The organism is Shewanella aestuarii, assembly GCF_014647215.1.
In the GTDB taxonomy this organism is placed as follows: domain Bacteria; phylum Pseudomonadota; class Gammaproteobacteria; order Enterobacterales; family Shewanellaceae; genus Shewanella; species Shewanella aestuarii.
The window spans coordinates 364,807-384,199 of sequence record NZ_BMOT01000001.1 but is presented as its reverse complement, the minus strand read 5'-3'; the positions used below and the strand labels follow the sequence as shown (position 1 = coordinate 384,199).

The window sequence follows — 19,393 nt, the reverse complement described above, 5'->3', positions numbered from 1 at the left end:
GCGACAAGAAAGCCTCTGTAACCCGTTACAGGGGCTTTTTTAGTTTTTGCAGCAATTGAATATTTAAGGCGATTACTATGAATAACAACAAAATAAAAGACATTGTAATTGTAGGTGGTGGCACTTCAGGCTGGATGGCAGCCGCCATGTTAGCCCGTCTTTTTAAAAGTCAGCTCAATATCACCTTAGTCGAGTCAGATGATATCGGTACTATCGGTGTTGGTGAAGCCACTATCCCACCGCTACAATTATTCAATCTCGTACTTGGGATTAAAGAAGCCGACTTTATCAAACAAACCCAAGCAACCTTTAAACTCGGCATTGAATTTGAAAATTGGGGTAAACAGGGACAAAGTTACATGCATGCCTTTGGCAACATTGGCAAAGACATTGGCTTCACCCAATTTCATCACTACTGGTTAAAATCCAATCCGCACCAAGCTAGCGATTTTTGGCAATATTCCCTGAACTATCAAGCCGCTAAACACAATAAATTTGATGCCATAGATTCAGTTGCTGGCTCGCCACTTGCGGGGATCACCCACGCATATCACTTTGATGCGGGACTTTATGCAAATTTATTAAGAAATTACAGTGAAAACTTAGCAGTAAAACGCATTGAAGGCCTTATTACATCGACTCAATTGAGCAAAGACGGTCATATTGAATCGATTACATTAGCGGATAATCAATGTATTAAGGGTGATTTTTTTATTGATTGTTCTGGTTTTGCAGCGCTACTCATTGAGCAGCAATTACAGGTTGGCTATGAAAACTGGCAGCACTGGTTACCTTGCGACAGTGCTTATGCGGTGCAATGCGAGAGAGTTGAAAACATCACCCCTTATACGCGTTCAATTGCCCATAATGCCGGTTGGCAATGGCGCATTCCTTTGCAAAAACGCACCGGAAATGGCTTGGTTTATTGCAGTCAATTTATCTCTGATGACGATGCAAAAGCCCTGTTACTGAAAAATTTAGACGCTAAACCGATAACGGAACCGCGTAAAATACAATTCACAACCGGTCGACGTAAACAGCAATGGCATAAAAACTGTGTCGCGATTGGACTATCAAGCGGATTTTTAGAACCCCTAGAGTCCACCAGCTTGCATCTTGTTCAGTCAGCGATCATTCGTTTAACTAAATTATTTCCCCATCAAGGGATCCAGCAAGCAAATATTGATGAATTTAACCGTCAATCGGCATTAGAGTTTGAGCAAATCCGCGATTTTATTATTTTGCACTATCACTTAAATCAACGCAGTAATGACTCTACTGAGCAGGCTGATTTATGGCAACAGTGCCGAGAAATGGACATCCCCGAATCATTAATAAATAAAATAAATTTATTTAAAGCAACCGGTACTGTCACTCGCAATCAAGATGAATTGTTCACTGAGGCAGCCTGGGTTCAAGTGATGTTAGGGCAAGGCATTATGCCTTTGGACCACAACCCTCTTGCCAACAGTATTCAACCTCAGGAACTCAGCGAATTTCTGGCTAACGTGAAAGCCATAATAAAACGTGCGGTTGATAATATGCCCGAGCATGAACAATTTATTCAACGGCTTTAACAGCATTTATCGTCATTAATCTGTTTTTCTCACTCTACCGACGCCAAATTTTATCAAACAAGGTAACACCATGAACTTTTTCTCTCCTAAGCTGCGTTACAGTTTCATCGCTGGTTTATTATTATCTTCACCCTCTTTCGCCCAAATTAACGCCCTTAACGTTGAGCCTAGCTCTTGGTGGGCGGGGATGCAAAATAGCCAGTTACAGTTACTTGTCTATGGTGAAAACATCAGCCAATTTGAGGTTAAATTAATCAATGCTGCGGGCGTAAACCTGGTCAAGTTTGATGCGAGTCAAAGCCAACATCACCTTTTTATCGATCTAGATTTAACCCAGGCCAGACCACAAACGCTGATCTTTGGTCTTTATGATAAAGATCAATTAGTACAACAAATTGAATATCCCATTTTAGCTCGCCAAAAAGATGCTCAACATCGTCAGGGTTTTAATAATAAAGATGTGATTTACCTGATCACTCCCGACCGATTTGTCAACGGTAACCCCAACAATGATAACCATCCAGATATGCTTGAAGAAGCTAACCGTAAAGATAAAGATGGCCGACATGGCGGCGATATCTTAGGGATCCGCAAAGCGCTACCCTACTTAAAAGATTTAGGGGTTACTCAACTTTGGATTAATCCACTCCTTGAAAATAATCAGGGGCGGTATTCCTATCATGGTTACTCAACCACCAATTTTTATAAAATTGATCCTCGCTTTGGCAGTAATGCGGAGTACAAATCTCTGGTAGAAGAAGCTAGTCGTTTCGGGATCGGAGTAATAAAAGACGTTGTAGTTAACCATATGGGATCGGGTCATCACTGGATGACAGGTGATAACAGCCTTGGCTTTCCAACATCGACCTGGATTAACGGTCAGTCAAACTGGCTAGAAAACAATAAAAACATTACCTATACAAGCCACAGAAGAACGACAGTGCAAGACCCTTACGCCGCCGCTATTGATACCGCTGAATTTGAAAATGGCTGGTTCACCGACACTATGCCAGATCTCAACCAACGTGACCCATATTTGGCCACATATTTAATTCAAAATAGTATCTGGTGGGTAGAATATGCTGGACTCAGTGGTATTCGTGAAGACACCTACTCCTATGCCGACAAAGCCTTTTTAACAAAATGGTCACAAGCCATTATGGCTGAATATCCACACTTTAATATTGTTGGTGAGGAGTGGTCAGCAAACCCTATTACCGTCAGTTATTGGCAAGCAGGAAAAATCAATCAAGATGGTTATCAATCGTACTCACCTAGCATGATGGATTTTCCTTTGTATGAAAAAATCATTTCCAGCCTGAACGAAAAAGAAGACTGGGGCAGCGGCTTAATTACTCTGTATGAAATGCTAGCTAATGATGTTGTGTATGCCAATCCGACTCAATTGGTATTATTTGAGGGCAATCATGACACTAATCGCTTATTTAGCTTATTAAATCAAGACATCACCCTTTACAAAATGGCGATGGCCTATGTGTTAACCAGTAATCGTATTCCGCAGATTTTCTACGGCACTGAAGTGTTAATGACTAGCCCAACTAAAGACAGAAATGACGGTGCGGTAAGAGCCGATTTCCCTGGAGGATGGCAAGGCGATGAAGTAAATGTGTTTGATAAGCAAAATATGTCCGCACAGCAATTAGACGCATTGAGCTTTACCAAGACGCTGCTGCAATATCGTCAGCAATCCACAGCGATTTCAGCGGGCACATTAAAGCACTTCGCACCTAAGAATGGGGTTTATGTGCAATTTAGACAAACCGATGATGAAATTCTGATGATTATCTATAACAAAAACGAACAGCCACTAGAGTTAGATTTACAACGTTTTAATCAAATCATTCAGCCATCTAACAAGGCAAAAGATATCTTAACCTCTGACACTTTTTCACTAGGTTCAGCGCTTAAGTTAACCCAAAAAGGTGTCACCATTTTGTCTATCACTCAACAAAGCAGCAAAGGCTAATAAGATGAAAAATGTTAAACATAGCCATAGTGCTTTATCTTTACTCACGATAACCAGCTTACTGACATTATCAGCATGCTCAGAATCAACGCCTGTAAGCATACAACAAGCCAATACGGATAGTATTGCCATTGAACAACGCTCTGCCGAGCAAAAATGGGATGAACAAAAGTTACTCAGCAAAGCGCAAGACAATACATTAAGCCCGGTATTAGCCCACAAAGCTGTGGTTTATCAGGTTTTTACCCGTTTATACGGTAATACCAATACCCTGAATAAGCCCTGGGGCACAATCACTGAAAATGGTGTCGGAAAATTTAGCGATTTTACCGATGTTGCCTTACAAGATATAAAATCCTTAGGCACCACCCACATTTGGTATACCGGCGTACCCCATCATGCGCTGATCAATGATTACAGCAACATAGGGATCAGTAATGACGACCCTGATGTTGTTAAAGGCCGTGCTGGCTCACCATACGCGGTTAAAGATTACTATAACGTTAACCCTGATTTGGCTGATGATCCGGCCAACCGCTTAGCGGAATTTGAATCGTTAATTGCCCGCACTCATCAAAACGGCATGAAAGTGATTATTGATATTGTGCCAAATCATGTAGCGCGTAACTATCAAATTTTAGCGCCAGTTGAAGGCGCTGAAGGCTTTGGCGCACAAGATGACAAAACGCAAGTTTACGCCAAAGATAATCATTTTTACTATGTAGTTGGTGAAGACTTTCAGGTCCCTGATCCAACCAATGGCTACCAACCATTAAACGGTGAAGCCAATCCGCTTAGTGATGGGTTATTTTCAGAGTCTCCGGCAAAATGGACTGGCAACGGCTCACGGTTAGCCAAACCCGATGCAAATGACTGGTATGAAACGGTTAAAATAAATTATGGTGTTAAACCAGACGGCAGCCATGACTTCCCTGCGCTGCCTAGCCATTTTGATACTCAACCTGTTGAGGCTCATTATGCTTTTTGGCAATCTCAACCAACACAAACTATTCCAGACTCTTGGAAAAAATTTGCCCACATCACCCAATACTGGTTAACAAAAGGGGTTGATGGTTTTAGGTATGATATGGCTGAAATGGTACCGGTTGAATTTTGGAGTTACTTAAACAGCCAAATAAAACACACTAAACCAGATGCATTTTTATTGGCAGAGGTATACAACCCCAGTTTATATCGGGCATATATTCAACAGGGTAAAATGGATTACCTTTATGACAAAGTCGATTTATATGACACCTTAAAGGCCATTATTCAAGATAAAGCCAGTACCGCTCAAATCGCCACAGTTCAGGAAAAAGTTGCTGATATTGAAGCTCATATGCTGCACTTTTTAGAAAACCATGATGAACAACGTATTCACACCAAAGAGTTTGCAACCACCCCTGAAGCGGCATTACCTGCTATGGTGGTGTCGACAACCTTAAGTCGTTCACCCACGTTATTGTATTTTGGCCAAGATGTTGGCGAAGCTGCAGTTGAAAATGCAGGATTTGGTCAGGCAACACGTACCAGTATTTTTGATTATATTGGCGTGCCTGCACATCAACGCTGGATGAATAACGGCAAGTTTGATGGCGGACAATCTACAAAACAAGAACAGGCATTACGCCAATATTACCAAAGTCTGCTCAATTTAAGTCATACCGCTCCGGCGCTTAAGGGGGAATATCAAGAGTTAGATAGCTACCAACGTGATATGAATGTTGCCGGCTACAACGATAAAGTGTTTGCGTTTACTCGTTATTCTGAAGCACAAAAACTGATTATTGTGAGTAACTTCAGCCCACTGCATAGCAGTCAATTTACACTTAATGTTCCTAAAGACTTGCTCAAAACTTGGAATATTGAAGCTGATGCCAAGCTCAAAAATTTACTCGATGGAGCAACACCAGCAGCTGATTTTGTCGTTCAAAAAGATCATGGCGCTGTGGTTAATATACACTTATCCCCTCTTCAATCTGTCATATTTGAACTAACACCTTAACAATCAACACGCCGTCAACAGTATGTGATGACTCTAGACGGCTTATTGAATATATCGATAGTTTTCAAATGCTCTCTTTGCTGAAACAGCTGATAAGCTAAAAGCTCAGATAGGATTTAATCTCAACAGCCTGCTTAAGGTGCTAATCAGTTTGCATTTTCACTAATCGTTTTATCTTAATTACTCCTGTATAACCGACTTCAAAACGGCGAACTTTCAAATTATTGCTATGCTTAACTACATAGCAACAAACCTAACTATTCCTCACGACTAAGTATGCATGTTTTAGAAAGTAAGGCGCAGATGAAATATAAAACTCAATTCAGTATTTTAATGCTTTATTTTTTGGCATTTATATACCAACTTAATGTTTATGCGTTTTCTTGGCCGCAAGATTTAGTTGAATTAACCGCAGAATTGTTGATGTTTATCGCCTGTTTTACGGTAATGTATTATATCAATCCGCTCAAAATCTTCCCTAAAGTCTATTGGTTACTACTTTGCGGTTCGGCTTTTTATAGCATGTCTGCTTTTATGGATTTAACAGAGGAGTTTTTTGTCCAAAGTACAGTCAGTGAAAGTAATCTTGATGATTTTTTAAAAACCTTCGGCTTTATTTTACTCAGTATTGGGATCCACCGCTGGATGAACTTACATACTGAATTTATAAGTGAATTAAAAGTAAAAGCAGAAACAGACCAATTAACGGGTCTGTTAAATCGACGTGCTTTCATCGAAAATGTTACTGGTGAGTTTGCCCCTAAAGACGGTGAAGGCCGAGCTCTTTTGCTATTAGATATTGATCATTTTAAAGCCATTAATGATAATTATGGACATGCATGTGGTGATCAAGTGTTATCTACTGTCGCAAACGCTTTAAAATCTCAAACTCGTAGCGATGATATATTGGCTCGCTGGGGAGGAGAAGAATTTCTGTTCTCCTTAGCTGATGTCACCTCTGATGAAGCCATTAATATTGCCGATGCTCTCAGACTATATATTCAACAGCTATCATTTGAATGTAATAACAAAACGATTATATGTACCGTCAGTGTCGGTATTTACCATGGATATTACACTCGTTGTTTAGAGCAAGACGTTGACTGTGCCGACCAAGCTCTTTACCAAGCCAAGGCAAACGGACGAAATTGTGTCGTCTTATACCAAGCACAATAATGGTCCATTAGATGTCAGTTCCATCAGACAAGTCAGCACTATAGCTAAGCAAAACATAGATCAACTCGCAGATTATTTTTGAGTTATGGCACAACTGAATTTAGCGGTTGGCGATATTCTATGTCCAAATTATCAGAGTTTTGCTAACTGATTAAATTGATTATTAGCGTTACAGCCCCACGTAAAACTGAGATAATATCCCACACGTATTCGTTGATTGATTATCTTTCAGTGAAAAACATATACCGCGTATCCTAATGTTTTATAAGTCATCTGGTCTTGAACTCAATTGGATTGCGTTTTTATTTCAACAGGACTTTACATGCGCGCCTTTGTTTTACGAGCCAGAGCGGCTCCCGTCGACAGTAAACTTTTTCTTGCGGGTATTGGTCAAGAAGCACATACAGAAATTTTAGCCCATGTGCTAATGAACACCATTTTTGTGGCGCAATCATATCGCAACGATGTCATCGTACATTTGGTGCTAGAAAGTACCAATGACTTTTCCCGAACCATCAGCTTCACGGCCAATGAGCTACGCAATATTGGCGGATTTCACGAACAAAATCTCACCGCAAAAATAGCCAAAGCCTTAGATGCCTCAAAAGGCATGAGTAAAGAACAAACCCGTGATGTTGAATCTGGCATTACCGTGCGTACAATTAGTTTTGAAAAGTTAATTCAAGAGTTAGCTGAAGATTATCAGTTATATATGTTAGAGAAAAAAGGCACTCCAGTGCGTGAAGTGGAGTTCGCCCATAATGTTTGCTTTTTACTCACCGACCATATTCCTATGCCCAAAAAGAGTTTTAACAGCCTAAAACGTCTTGGTACTCAACATATCAATTTAGGCCCTAAAATGCTGTTTGCATCACAATGCGTGTTGTTAATTCACAATGAGTTAGACATGCGATTGTAATTTAGGACGATGGGAATTAAGCCTGTTAAGTGTTACCGAATTGAAGCCAGTTGTGTTTAGATTGGCTCTTTCTTAACATGCACTTTAATAAACGGTTGATTTATCAAAGCATCCGAAAAATTGACCATCTAAATGAGCAAATACAGTTCAAGAGAGCCTTTTCACTTTGGTGATATCACCCACTAGGGAAACGGTACTTGCAATTATTTACCATCGAGAAACCCTATGATAATTAAACCGCCGTTGAATACAGCTCAAACAGTCAATTGCATCGACGACCTCGCTAAATTGGTTAACTATTCATTTATGGACACGCTTAATTGCGATCCTGACGCAACAGAACATGGCATCGACTATGCTCCGCGCCAAGTATTTTCTGGTCATTACGTCACCGTAAAACCAACGCCTATACAAGCCCCCGAGTATGTTGCACATAGCAAGACTTTATTTAAACAACTGGGGTTTGCTGACAGCATGGCACAGTCTCCTGACTTCATGAGTTTGTTTTCTGGTGACATGTCTAACCTGCCCGCACCAATGAGTAAAGTCGGTTGGGCCAGTGGTTACGCTTTATCTATTTTTGGTACTGAATACATACAACAGTGCCCGTTCAAAACTGGTAACGGCTATGGTGATGGCCGTGCTATGTCGATACTTGAAGCTGTGTTCAAGGGGCAACGTTGGGAAATGCAGCTTAAAGGTGGCGGTCGCACACCTTATTGTCGTGGCGCCGATGGTCGCGCTGTTCTGCGCTCCAGTGTTCGAGAATTTTTAGCACAAGAGCACATGCACGCACTTGGTGTGCCAACCTCGCGTTCGCTGAGTTTATATGTATCAAAAACCGAAACGGTTAAGCGTCCTTGGTATTCCGAGGGTTCGCTCTCGCAGGACCCTGACAGAATGATCAATGAATCGGTCGCTATATCTACACGTGTTGCATCATCCTTTATTAGGGTTGGACAACTCGAACTTTTTGGACGCCGTGCTCGAAAGCAAGAACACCCACAAGCGATGGCAGAGCTTGCACAATTGGTTTTACACTTAATTGATCGTGAGTACGCTGATGTTATTGATGCGAAACTTAGCTTTAGCGACAAGGTATTGCTGCTAGCAAGCGAGTTCCGTCAGCGCTTGACCTCATTAGTGGCCAACTGGATCCGCGTTGGTTATTGTCAGGGCAACTTTAATAGTGATAACTGCGCCGCAGGTGGTTTCACTCTCGACTACGGGCCATTCGGCTTTTGCGATGTATTTGACCCACAATACCAACCTTGGACAGGTGGCGGTCAGCACTTTGCATTTTTGAATCAAGGCGTGGCTGCACAGCGCAATTTCTTAATGTTTTGCACAGCATTAAGCCCCTTGCTTGCGACAAAAGCGAATGATCTAAATCAGCTTCAAAATTTGGTAAATGGCTTTTCGACCGAGATGCAAACAAAAATGCAGCAGATGTGGGCGGCCAAACTTGGACTAAACTCATTCAATGCAGAGCTATTTACTGAGCTTGAAGCGCTTATGGTGCAAACACCTGTTGATTACACCTTGTTCTTTCGCGAGCTTTCTAAACTGCCAGCCGACATTACCCCGCTGAAAAAAAGTTTCTACCAACATTTACCATATGCTAGCAAAGGGCTTGAACAACGCTGGTCAGCTTGGCTATACCAATGGCAATTATTACTGGGTTGTACAGACTATTTCAATCTTGAGGCAAGCTCGGATGCCTGTTCAGATGTAAAAGCCCATGAAAATCTAGTGATGTCTCGCTCGCGGGAGCAAATATCAAAGCAGATGAATCTTATCAACCCCAAATACAGTTTGCGTGAGTGGTTACTGGTGCCAGCATACACCCAAGCTAACGAGGGAAATTACTCACTCGTACAAGAACTTCAGTCTGTGATGACACAACCTTATGCAGAGCAGACTCAGGAAGTAGAAGATAAATACTATCGACTCAAGGCAGCTGAGTTTTTTGCTGTAGGTGGCCTGTCGCACTTAAGTTGCTCTTCGTAATACTAAGGGACAGCTTAAGTATCAGGAATAAACGTTGAATACGTATGCAGATCTTTGCGGTAAAATCAGAAGGCGTCATATATTGCTTGTTGAATAAAAAATAATAAACAACAAGGATTTTGTATGGCGCACGCTTATTTATCTGGCTCAACCAAATTACCTCTGGCCACTATAACCTCACGCTCGGCGCATTTACTGGCCTCGTCTGTGACAACCCGCGTTGCTGGCATAGCAAAACAGCTAAGTTTTACACCTAACATTATTAGCTTATCCTGTGCTGTAGCACTTTTCAGCTTAGCCACTCCAAACATAACCCAAGCAAAAACGGTCAATGTCGTCTCCCCTGATAAGCACATTTCTGTTACTTTGACAGACGATAATGGCTATCCTGAATATCAAGTTCAATTTAACGGCAAAACCGTGATTAATCCGAGCAAATTGGGTTTGGTATTCCAACAGTTAGGTGAGTTTGGCGTCGACTTCAACATTAAAGAAATTAACAGTAACAGTGTTGATCAAACCTGGCAGCTACCTTGGGGTGAGCGTGAAAATGTGCGCGATCATTATAATCGCATTGTGGCAACGCTCAGTAATGGAAAAGTCGAATTTGATATTGAATTTAAAGCTTTTAATGATGGTATTGGATTTCGCTATTCAGTGCCAAAACAAGCTGGGCTGGCTAACACGCCCAAACTGGACATTACTCACGAATTAACAGAATTTGTCATACCCGACCCACAGCATACTACCGCATGGTGGATCCCAGGGAGAGGATGGAACCGTTATGAGTATTTATACCAGACAACCTCCCTCGATAAAATTGACCGCGCCCATACTCCCATGACCTTTAGAACGGCTGAAAACGTGCATTTAAGCATTCATGAAGCCGCCCTGACCGACTATGCCGCTATGGTATTAGATCAACGCCGTGATGGTACATTACGCGCCGATCTTACCCCTTGGTCTGACGGGATATTAGTAAAAACCCAACCTGGCTTTAACAGCCCTTGGCGCACCATTCAGATTAGTGATAATGCCATAGGTTTGTTGAATTCAGATCTTATTTTGAATCTGAATGAGCCGAACACACTCGGCGATGTCTCTTGGGTGCAACCAGGCAAATACATAGGCATTTGGTGGGCAATGCATGTTAATGAAAAAACATGGGGCTCTGGCGACAAACACGGTGCCACAACAGCAGAAACTAAACGCTATATGGACTTTGCTGCCGAATATGGATTTGATGGTGTGTTAGTTGAAGGCTGGAATGAAGGTTGGGATGGTAGTTGGTTTCATAACGGCGATGTATTTAGTTTTACCCAACCTTACGATGATTTCGATATTAAAGCCATTAGCCAATACGGTTTAGCTAAGAATGTGCGCCTGATAGGTCATCATGAAACATCGGGCTCGGTGACAAATTACCGCAAACAAATGTCTGCAGCTTACGATTTATATCAACAGCATGGCGTCACCCAGGTTAAAACCGGTTATGTGGCTGATGGCGGTGATATCAAACGAGTCGATGATAACGGTATCACCCGCCATGAATGGCACGATGGTCAGTTTATGGTCAATGAATACCTGCATAGCGTTACCGAAGCTGCAAAACGTGGGATCAGCATTAACACCCATGAACCCATAAAAGATACAGGCCTGCGCCGTACTTACCCAAACTGGATCGCCCGAGAAGGTGCAAGAGGCCAAGAGTTCAATGCTTGGGGAAATCCACCCAATAGTCCTGAACATACCGCCATTTTACCTTACACCCGCATGTTATCGGGTCCGATGGATTTTACCCCTGGTATATTCAATTTAGCCCCCGAGGGTCTTGATGCCATAAATCGTGTACAAACGACACTGATGAAGCAATTAGCCTTGTATGTGGTGTTATATAGCCCAATTCAAATGGCCGCTGATTTGCCACGTAACTATGTTGAACGATTAGATGCATTTCAATTTATTTTGGATGTACCAACCGACTGGCGTGAGTCAAAAGCCATAGCGGGCGAAGTGGGTGAGTATGTTATTTTTGCACGTAAATCTCGTAAAAATGACGATTGGTTTTTGGGCGGTTTAACCAATGAGCAACCACGTAAAGTTGACATAAAGCTAGATTTTCTCACACCTAAGCTAAAGTACTTAGCCCAAATATACCGCGATGGTGATCAAGCAGATTGGTTAACCAATCCCTATGATTATGTTATTGAGCAAAAAACAGTTACCGCGAATGATAAACTGACCTTAACAATGGCCAGCAGTGGCGGAGCGGCAATAAGATTTAAAGTCATTAAATAACATGTTGTTATGTATATACCCAAACAACCTGAAGATGCTCGATTTCAGCAAGAATTTACACGCGTTTAGGCAAGGTATTGATTGCGGGTAATGGTTATTCCCTTTTCAAAATCAATAACGCAGCATAAACGCGTGTAAAACTTGCCCTCAGGGAGTTTCACCGTGTTCCCCTGATTTTTAAATCAAGAGCGTTGTTGCGCTAATTTATAAGGTACCTACATTACCGCATTAACGCGCCTAGTATTGAAAACACGGTGAAGCTCTGAAACACGTATCTTCAAGTTGTTTGGGTATAAAGGCCCTCTGGAGTTACGCCCGACAAATGTAACTAAAATGTACTGATTAGGTTACTGGCAATTGATGAATACGTATGTATTCAGTTGTGCAAAACAATAGCCCGAGGCTACTATAAAACCTGCTAATTTCACTCTCTGCTTGTGGAGATGAAGAAGGCTAGGTCGTTTCTGATACCGAACAGGCCATGGGAAGTATCAGCTTTGGAGTACCTCGATTAACTTTATTGGGTGTGTTATTTACCGAGTAAAGATATTAGGTCTTTGGCGAATACCCGTCTTAGGGAGATGTGTATTCGCCATTTTTTTATCTAACGAGTTAGCAAGGGTAAGCAATAGATTTACCCCTTATAAAGGAAGAAAAATGTCGGCAAATAACCAAAACAATCAAACGCTGAGCCCCATACCCAATACCCAGCCCCAACTTAATTTTTGGCAAATATTTAATATGTGTTTTGGATTCTTAGGGATCCAATTCGGTTTCGCGTTGCAAAATGCCAATGTCAGTCGAATATTTCAAACTTTGGGTGCCGATATTGAGGCGATACCCATTCTATGGATAGCAGCCCCATTAACGGGTTTAATTGTCCAGCCGATCATCGGCTACCTAAGTGATAACACCTGGAACTTGTTAGGGCGTCGCCGTCCTTACTTTCTCATTGGCGCAGTGCTAACTACCCTATCTTTATTTGTTATGCCGCACTCGCCAACTCTTTGGATAGCCGCGGGTATGTTGTGGATTATGGATGCATCAATCAATATCGCAATGGAACCTTTTCGCGCCTTTGTGGGAGATAATTTGCCACAAAACCAACGTACCCAAGGCTATGCAATGCAAAGCTTTTTCATTGGGATTGGTGCGGTAATCGCCTCTGCGCTGCCATATATTCTGACCAATTACTTCGATGTAACCAACACAGCACCTGCAGGCGAAATTGCCGACTCTGTGCGCTATGCATTTTATTTTGGTGGTGCAGTATTGTTCTTGTCTGTAGGTTGGACAGTGATTTCTACCAAGGAGTATTCACCACAAGAACTTGAGCATTTTCATCAACAGGAATCTAGCCAGCAGCACGTTCACCCCGCCAATACCCGCTCAGTAAAGCAATATCGCAATGGCGCTGTTTTGTGGATGGTGATCGGCGCAATATTTACTGCCGCGATCATTTTTAATGACTTAGACAAACAACTGTACATTTTAAGCTTAGGCATTTTTACCTTTGGTCCATTACAACTTATTTGCTCAATTAAGCTTGCCAATAACCAACAACAGCCACGCAGTGCTATGGGTTTAGTTTTCAACGTGGTAGATGATCTGTTTCACATGCCCAAAGCCATGCGCCAGTTAGCTGTCGTGCAATTTTTTGCCTGGTTTGCACTCTTTGCTATGTGGATATATACCACGGCAGCGGTAACGTCTCACCATTACGGCACAATGGACGTGGTCAGCCAAGCATACAATGACGGCGCTGATTGGGTCGGCATGTTATTCGCGTCATATAATGGCTTTGCAGCAATAGCAGCAATAATTATCCCTTTTTTGGCCAAAGCCGTCGGAATTAAATTTACCCATACCATCAATATGTTTATAGGTGGCAGTGGCTTAATCAGCTTCTACTTTATTCAGGACCCAACACAATTATGGATCCCTATGATTGGTGTTGGTTTTGCTTGGGCGTCAATTCTGTCTGTGCCATATGCCATGTTATCTGGGGTGATCCCCCCGCAGAAAATGGGTGTTTATATGGGAATATTCAACTTTTTCATTGTGATACCTCAGTTATTAGCCGCCAGTATTCTTGGACTTTTATTGAAGTTATTCTTTGATGGCCAGCCTATTTACGCTGTGTTGTTAGGCGGGGTCTTTATGATGATTTCAGGTATCGCAGTATTATTTGTGGATCAGAACAAACACACTCAATAACGCGTTCACGATTTGCATTCGAATAAAATAAACTAAAAAAATTGGGGTTTGCCATGTTAAAGGTGCGTTCAATCATCAAAAAATCGCCGCTCAGCAGCGTTATCACTATTGCATTACTTGGGTTATCAGGCTGTTCAGAAAATCAATCGGTCAAAAATGTTCAACTTGCCCCGCCAAGTGTTATTTCTATTGCCCCTGGCGCACCTGGAGCAGATCCAGTATGGGCATTTTCAGGTAAAACAGGCATAGGTACTTCGTATGAGCCATACACTGAGGGGCAATATCAAGGCTCTGAAACTAACCCAATCAGCAAAGTTTGGTTTTCAGTCGCGCAAGGTATTTTAACCGAAACCATGTACGGCATGATCCACAATGCACAGATAAAGGAACTGCAATTTGTGATTGTGGGTAATGGATTTATTGATACAGAAAAAGACCATACAAACAGTACCATTGAGTATTTACATACTGATGCGCAAGGCCGACCACAGTCTTTAGCTTATAAAATAGTCAATAAAGATAAAGACGGAAAATACCAAATTGAGAAACATATTTTTACGGATCCCAACCGTGACAGTTTAATGATGAAAGTCGTATTTACCGCCTTTGAAGATGGCATTACCCCGTACCTTTATGCTAATCCGCATATTGATAATAGTGGCGCCAATGACATTGCAACGGTTGACGACAATGCGCTGATAGCCCATACCAACGCAAAGGATTCATCTGTGTTAACCATTCGCTCTGATGTTGACTTTGTTAAAGCCAGCGCGGGCTTTGTAGGCACATCTGATGGCATAGCTGACTTAACTGATAACGGCCAATTAGACAATACATACCAAACAACAGCCACTGACAAAGCCACTGTCGGTAATGTTGCATTGACCGCGCAATACCCTACGCTCAATAGCAACAGTTATACGGTTAACTTCACCCTTGGTTTTGGTGCTGATAAGCAAGCCAGCTTAGATAACGCGAATACCACTTTAGCCTTAGGTTATGACGCAGTATTAAGCGCATACCTTGGTGATGAAAAACATCTTGGCTGGAAAGATTATTTAGCTTCACTGACGCCGCTCACCGCCATGGCAAATAACACCACTGATGGTGGCAAATTACTTTATGCCAGCGCATTAGTGTTAAAAGCTCAGGAAGATAAAACCCATGCAGGGGCGTTAATTGCATCATTGTCTAACCCATGGGGAGACACAGTTTCTGCCAAAGTGGGTAGCACAGGATATAAAGCCGTTTGGCCGCGCGATTTTTATCAATGCGCCATGGCATTTTTAGCCATGGGTGATACCCAAACGCCTAAAGTGGCATTTGAATACCTGAAAAAAGTTCAGGTAACTGCTAATACGCCTGGCTATGAAGGCACCCCAGGATGGTTTTTACAAAAAACCCATGTTGATGGCGAAATTGAATGGGTTGGTGTCCAGCTTGATCAAACTGCTATGCCAATCATGCTAGGTTGGAAGCTATGGCAAGCTGGCGTTCTAAACGATGCAGAAGCGACTCACTGGTACCATCAAATGCTCAAACCTGCGGCTGATTTTTTAATCACAGGCGGTAAGGTAAAACTGGATTGGAATGACACTCAAATCAATCCTCCGAGCACGCAACAGGAACGCTGGGAAGAGCAAGCAGGATATTCACCCTCTACCACAGCGGCTGTAATTGCAGGCCTTGTAGCGGCAAGTGAATTAGCAACTCTTGCAAAAGATCAAAATAGTGCATTGTACTTAAACGCCGCTCGTCAACTTGAGGGTGAATTAGCCGCAACTATGATCGCCAACACAGGTGATTTTGCGCAAAATAATCAGGGTGAAACTAAGCCTTTTTATCTTCGTATTAGTCCAAACGGCACGCCAAATGCCGCGGATAAATTACTCGATAACAATGGTAAAACAGGCATAGATCAGCGGTTAATTTTAGATGGTGGATTTTTAGAGTTGGTGCGCTATGGGGTTAAAAACGCTCAGGATCCAATTATTCAAAACAGCGTAACACTGGTAGATAACACACAGCTTGAAGACAATTTACGATTGAAATACGAATTTATCGCTAAAGATGGCACTAAGATTCCAGGTTATCGCCGTTATGGCAACGATGGTTATGGTGAGGATACCGTTACTGGTTTAAGTTATGCCGAAAAAGGCAATACTGAACAACAACGGGGTCGAGTATGGCCATTCTTTACCGGTGAGCGTGGGCATTATGAGTTGGCACTGGCAAAAGCTGTTGGCGATCTTACTCCAGTAACTAAAAAACAACTTATCAATACCTATGTACAGGGCATGGAAACCTTTGCCAATCAAGGATTAATGTTACCAGAACAATCTTGGGATGGGGTTGGTAACACAACACGTTACCAATACACTATGGGACAAGGCACAAACTCAGCAACGCCACTGGCTTGGACACATGCTGAATATGTAAAGTTGGTGCGTTCGATGACCGACGAACAGGTGTGGGATCACTACCCTATTGTTGAGAAAAAATTACGCTGATAGCTTTTATTGTATCCGTTAATAATCTCAATTATTGGCTAGCTTTGAATTAGCAGCACATTTTCATTCGTATCAATACCGCCAAATTTCACAATATGGCGGTATTTTTTAGCCGTTTTACTTGTTAATCAGTAATGAAATTGATACTACTAGCTAACAGTTTTTGGTGTATATTCACCAGACTAAAAGTTAAGTAAATTTTAAATTTAGGATATTAAACAATGGAATGGTATGTAAAAGTATTGAAGCAATATTTTGTTTTTAGTGGACGTGCGCGTCGTAAAGAATATTGGATGTTTACCTTATTCAATTTTATCGTAAGTTTTATATTATCACTGGTTGATATGGGGATCGGTAGTTACGATGAAATCACAGGTTTGGGGACTCTTAGCGGTGTGTATACATTATTAGTGCTTATTCCGAGTATTGCGGTTGCGGTTAGACGCTTGCATGACACCAATCATTCTGGCTGGTGGTTGTTAATTGGATTAATCCCTTTACTGGGCGCCTTGTTCTTACTCGTCGTATTCTGTTTTGACAGTAAAGAAGACAATGAATATGGAGCTAACCCTAAAATGTTAACTGACAATGAATTAAACGCTTAATTTTACTTAATGATCAGTTATTTAAATAGAATCGATATTCACGTATATCAATTAATCAGTGACTTGTAATGCGATAGCCTTATAAACATGATTAACGAAGGTTGATTAAAAACTCAAAACTAGAAAGCATATTGCTGCGTTTTTAAGCGCGACAATATGCTTTTTTGTTGGGGTTTATTGCTGATTTAAACAAGGGTTATTAATTTCGAATCTTTTGTACCATGGCCATCAAGGCGAGTGCTAACGCTCCTGCTACAACGCCAAACAAGGCATTTAATACACTGGGCGCCATGAGAGCTAATACTGTACCTATATAGTCCAATTGAGACACCCAGGTTGCAGCATGTTCTATCGACTCTCCCACTAGATGTAGACCATGGGTTAAAATCCCCCCGCCAACCATAAACATAGCAATCGTACCGACTAGGGTTAATATTTTCATTAGATAAGGTGCGGCTAAAATCAATTTCAAACCAATGTAACGTCCAAAACGAGTCAATAGCCCTGCACCTTGCCGCTGGTTAAGGTAGAAGCCAAGGTCATCTATCTTTACTATCCCTGCCACTAAACCATAAACCCCGACTGTCATGATCACAGCAATGACAGACAAGGTTAGAAATTGGTTCATTAAGTCTGACTCAGCAACAACGCCCAAACTGATTGCAATGATTTCAGCAGACAAAACAAAATCGGTTCGAATGGCGCCCTTTATTTTGTCTTGCTCATATGCCTGTAAATCTTCGATATCTTCGGCGATTTTTTGTGCTGGCGCGTTATTATTATGCAGGTCTTTTGGTTTTCTATGTGTATAGGAATGATGTAGTTTTTCAAACCCCTCGTAACATAAAAATAAGCCACCAAACATTAATAGCGGCGTAATTGCCCACGGAATAAAAGCACTGATCACTAATGCTGCTGGCACTAACACCAATTTATTACGAAACGAGCCTTTAGCCACGGCCCATACCACTGGCAACTCTCGTTCAGAAGCGACACCTGATACTTGTTGCGCATTTAATGCTAAATCATCACCCAATACGCCCGCAGTTTTACGAGCGGCCACTTTGCTCATTGCTGCGACATCGTCCAAAATCGATGCGATATCATCAAGTAATGTCAGTAAACTTGCACCAGCCATAGTCAATTTATTCCTTTAAACGCGTTATAACGCATACTGCCACAGTACGCCAAATGAGTCGAAGTCGTTACCTATGCGGGTAATCACGCCTGTATGAGCATACAACTTAAAGCTATGATTTTGATTCAATGCAAATGAGTAAGTTAAGCTAAAACGTGAATTATCTTGTTCATCGTCAGCTTTAATTCCATTTTTAGTGGTTTCACCACCGATAAAGTAATTTGCGCTCAATGATAACCACTGACCTTTTGCCAAACTGTAAATGAGATGGCCCTGAAGTGAGTATTGTGGGGCTTTCTCTAAGTAAATTCCGTTATAAAACTCTTTGTTGTCTTGGTATAAACGTACTGTGGTATTTGCACTGTAATACCAATCACCAATCCGGTATGACACCCCAAAACCTGGTCTAAATACCCATTGATTAGCGCCAATATTGACTAGCTTACTGGCATCATAGGTTCCAATAGGTGCTGTCACTTGTAAACTGGCTCCCATGACTAACCCTTCTTTATATTGGGCAAATTCTTGTCGAGTGAGTGACGGGGCACCATAGAAATTCCAGGTCAATCTGAAACTGGGATCACCATATCCGCAGCGCTCATCTTCTATATATTCCCCCTTAAATATCGCCGAACCACCAATACAAAGTCGGCTAGTCACCATATCAAATTTTGACGAACTGCCACCTAAATCAAACGTCGCCGCATAACCTAAAATACCCGCATTGATTTCAATATCCGACTCTTCAAGAGGCACTTCTGGTGCAGGTGATAACCCCCCTTGCGAACGGCCGTAACCCGCAACAATAAACTGCATATCAATCGGAATATTAGTATAACTGCGAGGTTCTAAATCTTGTGCTGAGCCATTCAAGCTAAACAGAAAGCTTGTAAGGAAAATCGAAATGGTGATTGGTTTAATCAAGTGTTGAAATGGTAGCGTTGGCATTGA

At 41.8% G+C, this 19,393-nt stretch carries 12 protein-coding genes; 10 read left to right on the top strand and 2 right to left on the bottom strand.

Features of this window, described 5'->3' with window-relative positions; translation table 11 throughout:
- Positions 1 to 77 precede the first annotated feature (77 nt).
- The 10 genes from IEY03_RS01735 to IEY03_RS01690 all read left to right on the top strand — a co-directional run bounded on the left by IEY03_RS01735 (position 78) and on the right by IEY03_RS01690 (position 17,304).
- Complete coding sequence (locus tag IEY03_RS01735; protein WP_188839611.1) at positions 78 to 1,577, top strand: tryptophan halogenase family protein; 1,500 nt, start codon at positions 78 to 80, stop codon at positions 1,575 to 1,577.
- A gap of 70 nt (positions 1,578 to 1,647) precedes the next feature.
- Entirely contained in the window at positions 1,648 to 3,564 is a 1,917-nt protein-coding gene (locus IEY03_RS01730) for a glycoside hydrolase family 13 protein (RefSeq protein ID WP_188839610.1), read from the top strand.
- 4 nt (positions 3,565 to 3,568) lie between these two features.
- Complete coding sequence (locus tag IEY03_RS01725; protein ID WP_188839609.1) at positions 3,569 to 5,569, top strand: alpha-amylase family glycosyl hydrolase; 2,001 nt, start codon at positions 3,569 to 3,571, stop codon at positions 5,567 to 5,569.
- A 303-nt stretch (positions 5,570 to 5,872) separates the two neighbouring features.
- On the top strand, positions 5,873 to 6,745 hold the full coding sequence (locus IEY03_RS01720; protein ID WP_188839608.1) for a GGDEF domain-containing protein: 873 nt from the start codon (positions 5,873 to 5,875) through the stop codon (positions 6,743 to 6,745).
- A 322-nt stretch (positions 6,746 to 7,067) separates the two neighbouring features.
- On the top strand, positions 7,068 to 7,664 hold the full coding sequence (trmY, locus tag IEY03_RS01715) for a tRNA (pseudouridine(54)-N(1))-methyltransferase TrmY (RefSeq protein WP_188839607.1): 597 nt from the start codon (positions 7,068 to 7,070) through the stop codon (positions 7,662 to 7,664).
- Positions 7,665 to 7,889: 225 nt separating this feature from the next.
- A complete protein-coding gene (locus tag IEY03_RS01710; protein WP_188839606.1) occupies positions 7,890 to 9,674 on the top strand; it encodes a protein adenylyltransferase SelO in 1,785 nt (594 codons plus the stop codon).
- 123 nt (positions 9,675 to 9,797) lie between these two features.
- Positions 9,798 to 11,972 carry a glycoside hydrolase family 97 protein gene (locus IEY03_RS01705; RefSeq protein ID WP_188839605.1) on the top strand — a complete coding sequence of 725 codons (2,175 nt, stop codon included), beginning with the start codon at positions 9,798 to 9,800 and terminating at the stop codon, positions 11,970 to 11,972.
- A 657-nt stretch (positions 11,973 to 12,629) separates the two neighbouring features.
- Positions 12,630 to 14,189: an MFS transporter gene (locus tag IEY03_RS01700; RefSeq protein WP_188839604.1), complete on the top strand. Its 1,560-nt coding sequence runs from the start codon at positions 12,630 to 12,632 to the stop codon at positions 14,187 to 14,189.
- Positions 14,190 to 14,242: 53 nt separating this feature from the next.
- Positions 14,243 to 16,699: a glucan 1,4-alpha-glucosidase gene (locus tag IEY03_RS01695; RefSeq protein WP_188839603.1), complete on the top strand. Its 2,457-nt coding sequence runs from the start codon at positions 14,243 to 14,245 to the stop codon at positions 16,697 to 16,699.
- Between the two features lie 221 nt (positions 16,700 to 16,920).
- A complete protein-coding gene (locus tag IEY03_RS01690) occupies positions 16,921 to 17,304 on the top strand; it encodes a DUF805 domain-containing protein (RefSeq protein ID WP_188839602.1) in 384 nt (127 codons plus the stop codon).
- 199 nt (positions 17,305 to 17,503) lie between these two features.
- Here IEY03_RS01690 and IEY03_RS01685 read toward each other — a convergent pair whose 3' ends face one another.
- Positions 17,504 to 18,442 (bottom strand): DUF808 domain-containing protein, encoded by a 939-nt coding sequence (locus tag IEY03_RS01685; protein ID WP_188839601.1) that lies wholly within the window; start codon positions 18,440 to 18,442, stop codon positions 17,504 to 17,506.
- A 24-nt stretch (positions 18,443 to 18,466) separates the two neighbouring features.
- On the bottom strand, positions 18,467 to 19,390 hold the full coding sequence (locus IEY03_RS01680; RefSeq protein WP_188839600.1) for a transporter: 924 nt from the start codon (positions 19,388 to 19,390) through the stop codon (positions 18,467 to 18,469).
- Positions 19,391 to 19,393 lie beyond the last annotated feature (3 nt).

Excerpts from the sequence above, each read along its gene's own strand:
- IEY03_RS01735 (WP_188839611.1), top strand. The coding sequence starts at position 78 with ATGAATAACAACAAAATAAAAGACATTGTAATTGTAGGTGGTGGCACT.
- IEY03_RS01730 (WP_188839610.1), top strand. The coding sequence starts at position 1,648 with ATGAACTTTTTCTCTCCTAAGCTGCGTTACAGTTTCATCGCTGGTTTA.
- IEY03_RS01725 (WP_188839609.1), top strand. The coding sequence starts at position 3,569 with ATGAAAAATGTTAAACATAGCCATAGTGCTTTATCTTTACTCACGATA.
- IEY03_RS01720 (WP_188839608.1), top strand. The coding sequence starts at position 5,873 with ATGAAATATAAAACTCAATTCAGTATTTTAATGCTTTATTTTTTGGCA.
- trmY (WP_188839607.1), top strand. The coding sequence starts at position 7,068 with ATGCGCGCCTTTGTTTTACGAGCCAGAGCGGCTCCCGTCGACAGTAAA.
- IEY03_RS01710 (WP_188839606.1), top strand. The coding sequence starts at position 7,890 with ATGATAATTAAACCGCCGTTGAATACAGCTCAAACAGTCAATTGCATC.
- IEY03_RS01705 (WP_188839605.1), top strand. The coding sequence starts at position 9,798 with ATGGCGCACGCTTATTTATCTGGCTCAACCAAATTACCTCTGGCCACT.
- IEY03_RS01700 (WP_188839604.1), top strand. The coding sequence starts at position 12,630 with ATGTCGGCAAATAACCAAAACAATCAAACGCTGAGCCCCATACCCAAT.
- IEY03_RS01695 (WP_188839603.1), top strand. The coding sequence starts at position 14,243 with ATGTTAAAGGTGCGTTCAATCATCAAAAAATCGCCGCTCAGCAGCGTT.
- IEY03_RS01690 (WP_188839602.1), top strand. The coding sequence starts at position 16,921 with ATGGAATGGTATGTAAAAGTATTGAAGCAATATTTTGTTTTTAGTGGA.
- IEY03_RS01685 (WP_188839601.1), bottom strand. The coding sequence starts at position 18,442 with ATGGCTGGTGCAAGTTTACTGACATTACTTGATGATATCGCATCGATT.
- IEY03_RS01680 (WP_188839600.1), bottom strand. The coding sequence starts at position 19,390 with ATGCCAACGCTACCATTTCAACACTTGATTAAACCAATCACCATTTCG.